Genomic DNA, 6,446 nt, shown 5'->3' with positions numbered 1-6,446 from the left:
TGTCACCGGTTGAATACCGGATCAATTCCTCCCAGAAAATAGCATAACCATCTTCCAATTTTAGGGGTTCAGGTCACCTAACGTAAAGTTAGGTCTTTTTATTTATATTAATCGAATAATTGCTAGTGAGATAATTCCGACAATCACAACCACCAATAAACTCTTGGTGATGATGGCTGATAAGACAGCTGGAATCGAAGCGAATAGGTTTTCCCAGTTGATGGAAGGCAAGTGGCCCAGGTGTTGGACGAATAGTTGTGAAAACCACAGCGTCGCCATAATTACGATGGGGACAAAGCTTAGAAACTCTTCAACTGGTTTCGATAGTTTGAATTTCTTTAATAGGATGAACGGCATCACACGGGATAACCAAGTAACTAGCGTACATCCAATTATGGTTATTAGCGTGAAATTAAAAGAAGACATGTTTGATAATCACTCCAATCAGACAAGTAATTAGTGTTACTAAAAGGATTAATAGGTTACTTGGAATGAAGACTAATCCAATAAATACCATGATGAAGGTGATTAAAATCATCAGTAGTTTTAATTTCAGGGGCATACCATTTTTGGCAATTACTTGAAGGTATAACAACCCAATGAACATTGCGACAAGGGCAAAGTCTAACCCAATTGCGTATGGATTATGGACGAAACTACCAGCGATGGCACCGACAAATGATGCACCTGCCCAAGTAAGATAAGAGACAATGTTAGCGGTATTAAACCAGGTAAACGTTAACTGATTATCAGTGTAATTGATTTTATTCATACCTAGCGCAAAACTTTCGTCGGTTAAAAATGAACCGATTAAGATATTTTTGAACATCGATTCATCCTTAAAGTATGGTGCAGTGGTAATACTCATTAGAATCATTCTGGAGTTAACCAGAAAAATTGCTAGCACAATCGAGAAAACGGGATTGTGCAAAGCCATCATTGAGACCAAAATGAACTGCGCTGATCCAGCGTAGACGGTCAATGATAAAACGGCGACTAGCCATGGGCTAAAGCCAAGAGATTTCCCGATAATCCCAAAGGCAAGTCCGATTCCAATGTAGCCAAACATGGTGGGAATACTATCTTTGATTGCAGCTTTTGCAGTTAGCTGATTGTCGATACCTCATCACATCCTTATAAAAAAGTTAGTTGTTAATAAGATATTGTTTAAAACGTTCACTGTCAACTGCGGTTAGTTCTGCTTTAACCTTGGTTCCTTCAGCGACATATTCGGTTGAAAGCACGTTGGCCTTGGTGTTTAGGTAGTTAACGATGTCACCTTTATCAAACGGAATTAAAAATTCTTCAGTGACATAATCCTTGTAACTATTTTCTCTGATGATTTTAACCAATTCATCGATGGAGTCTTCTTCTAACGCTGCCATGATTAGGTTATCACCAGCACGTTGAGGTCGAGGCTCATCTAAGATGTCAGCCTTATTGAAGACGGTAATCATTGGGATGTTTTCAACTCCGATTTCCTTCAATGTTTGTTCGGTGGTCTTCATCATTAGTTCCTTATTTTCATCGGCCTCGTCGACGACTTGGACCAATAGATCTGCATTAGCAGCTTCAGCCAAAGTGGAACGGAAGGCCTTCACCAATTGGTGAGGTAACTTACTTACGAAACCAACGGTGTCAGATAACAACATTGTCTTATTGTCATCGAAAATTAGTTTTCTAACACTGGTATCCAAGGTAGCAAATAACATGTTTTTCACCATTACCTGCTTTTCTTGGTTTTCACCGTAGCGGTTAACCAGCTGGTTCATGATAGTAGATTTACCTGCGTTGGTGTATCCGACTAAGGCAACAGTAGGGATGTTTTTACCATCACGTTGCTTTCTTTGGGTTAAATCAGATTTTTGTATATCCTTTAGTTCTTGTTTGATGTGGGAGATATCCTTTTCAATGACACGACGGTTTAATTCCAGTTGAGATTCACCGGAACCACGGTTGGTGAATCCGCCACCACCGCTACCAGTTTGTTGATCTAGTCGTTGACTAGCGCTGGTGTGCAAACGGGGTAGTTGGTATTGCAACTTCGCCAATTGAACTTGTAGTTTGGCTTCGTGAGTTCTGGCACGGTTGGCAAAGATTTCCAAAATTAGACCTGTACGGTCGATGATTTTTGTTTCAGTTTGCTTTTCTAAGTTTCTAATTTGGCTAGGTGATAGTTCATCGTTAACAATGACCATATCAGCGTCTTTATCCAAGACGGTCATCTTTAGCTCTTCAACTTTACCCTTACCGAAATATGTGGCTTTATCGGGATGATCTAGCTTTTGAACCAGATGAGCCACAACTTCTAGGTTATTAGCTTCAGCAAGGGCAGCTAATTCAGTCATTGAGTACTCGAATTGCTCATTGTCTAGATTTAAACCGATGATAACGGCAGTTTGTTGTTCTGTATCCAAATGAATACCTCCTTGTTATTTTTAACCATTATACCATTTACATATCACTTATAAGAAAGGTTCTAAGAAAAGATAAAGATTAATAAAATTAGAATGCTTTAATAAAATTATGAGGGAGCCTTTTATAACGATTAGATTATTCAAATTATTTATTACCTTTGATATACTGATGTTTTCTCGACTTTTGGATGTATAAACATTCATCTAAATTAAAATTAAATTAGAAAAAGTATTGCATTTTATAATTAACTGGTGGTATTATTTTAACAATCCTTTTAAACAAAAACTTTTTAGTAAGGAAATTGGGGGTATTGGAAATGAAAATGAAATCCGTAGTAAAGCTAGGGGTTGTTGGAGCAGCATCAGCATTCCTACTAGCAGCTTGTGGTAATTCTTCAAAAGAATCCACAAGTAAGTATATTAACTGGCAAGAATCAGCCGGTTTAAATACATTAGATGCTTCAAAATTAACAGATAGCGAAAGCATGGTAATGGTTGGTAACAGTAACGAAGGTTTATTATTAAACGGGCCTGACAACACTGTTAAACCAGGTGTTGCTGAAAGCTACAAGGTATCTAAAGATGGTAAGACTTACACATTCAACTTACGCCATTCAAAATGGAGTAATGGTAAGCCCGTAACTGCCAAGGATTTTGTCTACGGTTGGCAACGTACTGTAAACCCTAAGACAGCTTCACAATATTCATACTTATTAGATCATGTTAAGAATGCTACAGAAATTTCTGCTGGTAAAGCACCGATTTCATCATTAGGTGTTAAGGCTGAAGGTGATTACAAGCTTGTAGTTACACTTAACAGACCTCAATCTTACTTCAAGTACATCGTTGCAATGGCTGCTTGTTATCCTCAAGATAAATCAACTGTTGAAAAATATGGTTCAGCTTATGCTACAAACAGTAAAGCAATGTTATACAACGGACCATTCAAGGTTGAAGGATGGAACGGTACAAACGATACATGGACTTTAGTTAAGAACAAAGAATACTACAACGCAAGCAAGGTTAAGGTTGCTGGTATTAAGTTCACTGTTCAAAAAGATGCTAACACTGCATTAAACCAATACGAAACTGGTCAATTAGATGAAACTACATTAGTTGGTCAACAACAAGTTGGTAAGTACAAGTCAAGTTCTGAATTACACAATGTTAAGCAAGCAAGTACATTCTACCTAGAAATGAATGAAAAGGCAGATTCATACTTCAAGAACGCTAACATTAGAAAAGCTCTATCACTTGTAATTGATAGAGATCAATTTACTAAAGATACTTTAGGTGATGGTTCTACATCTGCTCAAGGAATTGTTTCTCCTGGTATGTCACAATACAAGGGTGTTGACTTTACTAAGGCCGCTGGAACCAAAACAGGTGTATCTTACAATGCTTCAGAAGCTAAGAAACTATGGGCTAAGGGTCTAAAAGAAGTTGGCAAGAAGTCAATTAACTTCACATTATTAGCTGATGACACACCACAAGGTAAGAGTACAACTGAATACCTACAAACAGCATTTTCTAACCTACCTGGGCTAAAGGTTACTGCATTAAACGTTCCTTACAAGACTAGATTGACTCGTTCACAAAACGGTCAATTCGACATGGTAGTTAGTGGTTGGTACGCTGATTTCCCAGACCCAATTTCATTCATGTCATTATTCACTTCTGACGGTTCATACAACAACGGTAAGTGGAGCAATGCTAAGTACGATAAATTAGTTAAGGATGCTGAAGGTTCAGATTCAAACAACACTGCAAAACGTTGGGACGATCTAGTAAATGCTGAAAAGATCTTAATGAGCGATCAAGGTGTAATTCCTCTATACCACAAGGTTCAACCAAATGTAATTAAACCTCGTGTAAGCGGAGTACAATTCTTCCCTACAGGTCTATCAACTGACTTCAGAGATGCTACTATTTCAAAGAAGTAAAAACTAATTAAATTAAGTTTTTCATTGAGAAGAGTTTTAGATAGCTACTATAATGGATGTAGTCGAATCTAAAACTCTTCCGTACATAAAGGGGAATTTTCCCTGAAAGATTGTGAGGATATAAAAATATGGTTAAGTTTTTAGCAAAACGAATTTTTTACTTGTTATTAACGTTATTCATAGTAGTTACCGTGACATTCTTCTTAATGAAGTTAATGCCCGGGACTCCATTGACTAACGAAGCCAAGCTTTCTCCATCCGAACGTTACATGGTATTGAAACAATACGGATTGGATAAACCAATTTGGCAACAATACATTAGTTATCTTGTGAACGCAGTTCAGGGTAACTTTGGAACATCATTCCAATTCAGTGATCAACCAGTTTCATACCTTATCTCAAGTCGTATGGGACCATCACTTCTATTGGGTGCTCAAGCAATGATTGTTGGTGTTTTTGCCGGTATCATTGTTGGTGCAGTTGGTGCAATCAAGAAGAGTACATGGGTTGATACTTCAACTACCATCCTTTCAATTTTAGGAATTTCAATTCCTTCATTTGTCTTCTCAGTATTACTACAATACGTAATTGCTTTGAAGTGGGGATGGCTACCAATCGCCGGTTGGAATGGATTTGCATACACAATTCTTCCTACACTTGCGTTGGCAGCAATGCCATTAGCTGAATCAGCTCGTTTTGTACGTACTGAAATGGTTGATGTTTTAAGCTCAGATTACATTGAATTAGCAAGAGCCAAGGGCCTAAGCAAGTTCGGTATCATTTACCACCATGCTTTGAGAAATAGTTTAATTCCGTTGGTAACAATCATCGGTCCATTGGCCGTAAACATCATGACTGGATCATTAGTTGTTGAAAACATTTTCGCAATTCCAGGTATTGGTGAACAATTCGTTAACTCAGTGTTAACAAACGATTACCCAACAATCATGGGACTTACAGTTATGTATTGTTTCCTATTATGTGTCGTATTATTAATCACCGACATCGTATACGGAATAATCGATCCAAGAATCAGAGTAGCAGGGGGAAGAGAATAAAATGGCAGATAAAGCAAAACAACTACCAAAAGACGCCTTTGAACCGTTATCAGATGGTGCACATTTAGATAATGAAAAAATCGCGGCTCCTTCTCTTACTTTTGTGAAGGATTCATGGCGTCGTCTAAAGAAAAACAAAGCGGCAATGATTTCACTATACATTTTGATTTTCTTATTTGTCGTATCATTCGGATCAGCATTGATTCCTGCATTTAGCAGCATTTCAACTCATCCAAACTTAAACAACTTACCACCGCGTATTCCTGGAATCGACATTCCTGGATTTAACGGTACTTTAGTACAAGGTGGAGTGCGTGTTAACGCCTATACTGGTGCTGCTGCTAACCATTACTTCTGGTTAGGTAGTGACTACTTAGGTCGTGACCTATTCGCAAGAACATTATTCGGTACTAGAATTTCATTATTAATTGCCGTTGTGGCAACTTTCTTCGATTTAACTATCGGGGTAGCTTACGGAATCATCTCAGGTTGGATTGGTGGAAAGGTTGACACTTTCATGCAACGTGTTATCGAAATCCTACTATCAATTCCTAACCTAGTTGTTATGATTCTTCTACTATTGGTATTAAAACCAGGTATTCCTGCAATCATCATTGCGATTGCATTTACTAGTTGGATTAACATGGCTCGTTTAGTTCGTGCGCAAACACTTGAATTAAAGAGTCAAGAATTCGTGCTAGCCGCACGTTCATTGGGTGAAAGTTCATTTAAGATTGCTTTCAAGCACTTATTGCCAAACTTAACTTCAGTGATTATCATTAATACTATGTTCACTATTCCAAGTGCTATCTTCTTCGAAGCATTCCTATCATTTATCGGAATTGGGGTTCCAGCTCCAGCAGCTTCATTAGGTACTTTGATTAGTAACGGTCAAAAGTCATTCCAATTCTTACCATATCAAATGTGGGTTCCAGCAATCGTTCTTTCATTATTAATGATTGCATTCAACATTTTAGGTGATGGTCTAAGAGATGCATTTGACCCTAAATCAAGAGAGTAGGTGACAA

The 6,446-nt window shown here is 37.9% G+C and carries 6 protein-coding genes; 3 read left to right on the top strand and 3 right to left on the bottom strand.

The window, feature by feature from the left end; genetic code table 11:
• Window positions 1-102: 102 nt before the first annotated feature.
• From JUD45_RS03400 to hflX, 3 genes are read right to left on the bottom strand one after another with little or no spacing between them, the layout of a single operon-like run.
• On the bottom strand, window positions 103-426 hold the full coding sequence (locus tag JUD45_RS03400) for an AzlD domain-containing protein (RefSeq protein ID WP_138726833.1): 324 nt from the start codon (window positions 424-426) through the stop codon (window positions 103-105).
• Complete coding sequence (locus tag JUD45_RS03395; RefSeq protein WP_138726834.1) at window positions 413-1,120, bottom strand: AzlC family ABC transporter permease; 708 nt, start codon at window positions 1,118-1,120, stop codon at window positions 413-415. The genes JUD45_RS03400 and JUD45_RS03395 overlap by 14 nt, the downstream gene beginning before the upstream one ends.
• 25 nt (window positions 1,121-1,145) lie before the next feature.
• On the bottom strand, window positions 1,146-2,423 hold the full coding sequence (gene hflX / locus JUD45_RS03390) for a GTPase HflX (RefSeq protein ID WP_373301475.1): 1,278 nt from the start codon (window positions 2,421-2,423) through the stop codon (window positions 1,146-1,148).
• 311 nt (window positions 2,424-2,734) lie between these two features.
• Between hflX and JUD45_RS03385 the strand changes: the two genes are divergently transcribed.
• The 3 genes from JUD45_RS03385 to JUD45_RS03375 all read left to right on the top strand — a co-directional run bounded on the left by JUD45_RS03385 (window position 2,735) and on the right by JUD45_RS03375 (window position 6,439).
• The gene (locus tag JUD45_RS03385) at window positions 2,735-4,360 is read left to right on the top strand and encodes a peptide ABC transporter substrate-binding protein (protein ID WP_138726836.1); all 1,626 of its coding nucleotides are present in this window, start codon (window positions 2,735-2,737) and stop codon (window positions 4,358-4,360) included.
• A gap of 128 nt (window positions 4,361-4,488) precedes the next feature.
• Entirely contained in the window at window positions 4,489-5,418 is a 930-nt protein-coding gene (gene opp3b / locus JUD45_RS03380; RefSeq protein WP_138726837.1) for an oligopeptide ABC transporter permease, read from the top strand.
• A 1-nt stretch (window position 5,419) separates the two neighbouring features.
• Window positions 5,420-6,439 carry an ABC transporter permease gene (locus tag JUD45_RS03375; protein WP_138726838.1) on the top strand — a complete coding sequence of 340 codons (1,020 nt, stop codon included), beginning with the start codon at window positions 5,420-5,422 and terminating at the stop codon, window positions 6,437-6,439.
• The last annotated feature ends 7 nt before the right edge of the window (window positions 6,440-6,446 follow it).

It is taken from the genome of Apilactobacillus nanyangensis, assembly GCF_016861915.1.
Taxonomy (GTDB): Bacteria; Bacillota; Bacilli; order Lactobacillales; family Lactobacillaceae; genus Apilactobacillus; species Apilactobacillus nanyangensis.
Note: the sequence above shows the minus strand (reverse complement) of the source record. Positions and strands in the feature narration are given on the sequence as shown.

Excerpts from the sequence above, each read along its gene's own strand:
- JUD45_RS03400 (WP_138726833.1), bottom strand. The coding sequence starts at position 426 with ATGTCTTCTTTTAATTTCACGCTAATAACCATAATTGGATGTACGCTA.
- JUD45_RS03385 (WP_138726836.1), top strand. The coding sequence starts at position 2,735 with ATGAAAATGAAATCCGTAGTAAAGCTAGGGGTTGTTGGAGCAGCATCA.
- opp3b (WP_138726837.1), top strand. The coding sequence starts at position 4,489 with ATGGTTAAGTTTTTAGCAAAACGAATTTTTTACTTGTTATTAACGTTA.
- JUD45_RS03375 (WP_138726838.1), top strand. The coding sequence starts at position 5,420 with ATGGCAGATAAAGCAAAACAACTACCAAAAGACGCCTTTGAACCGTTA.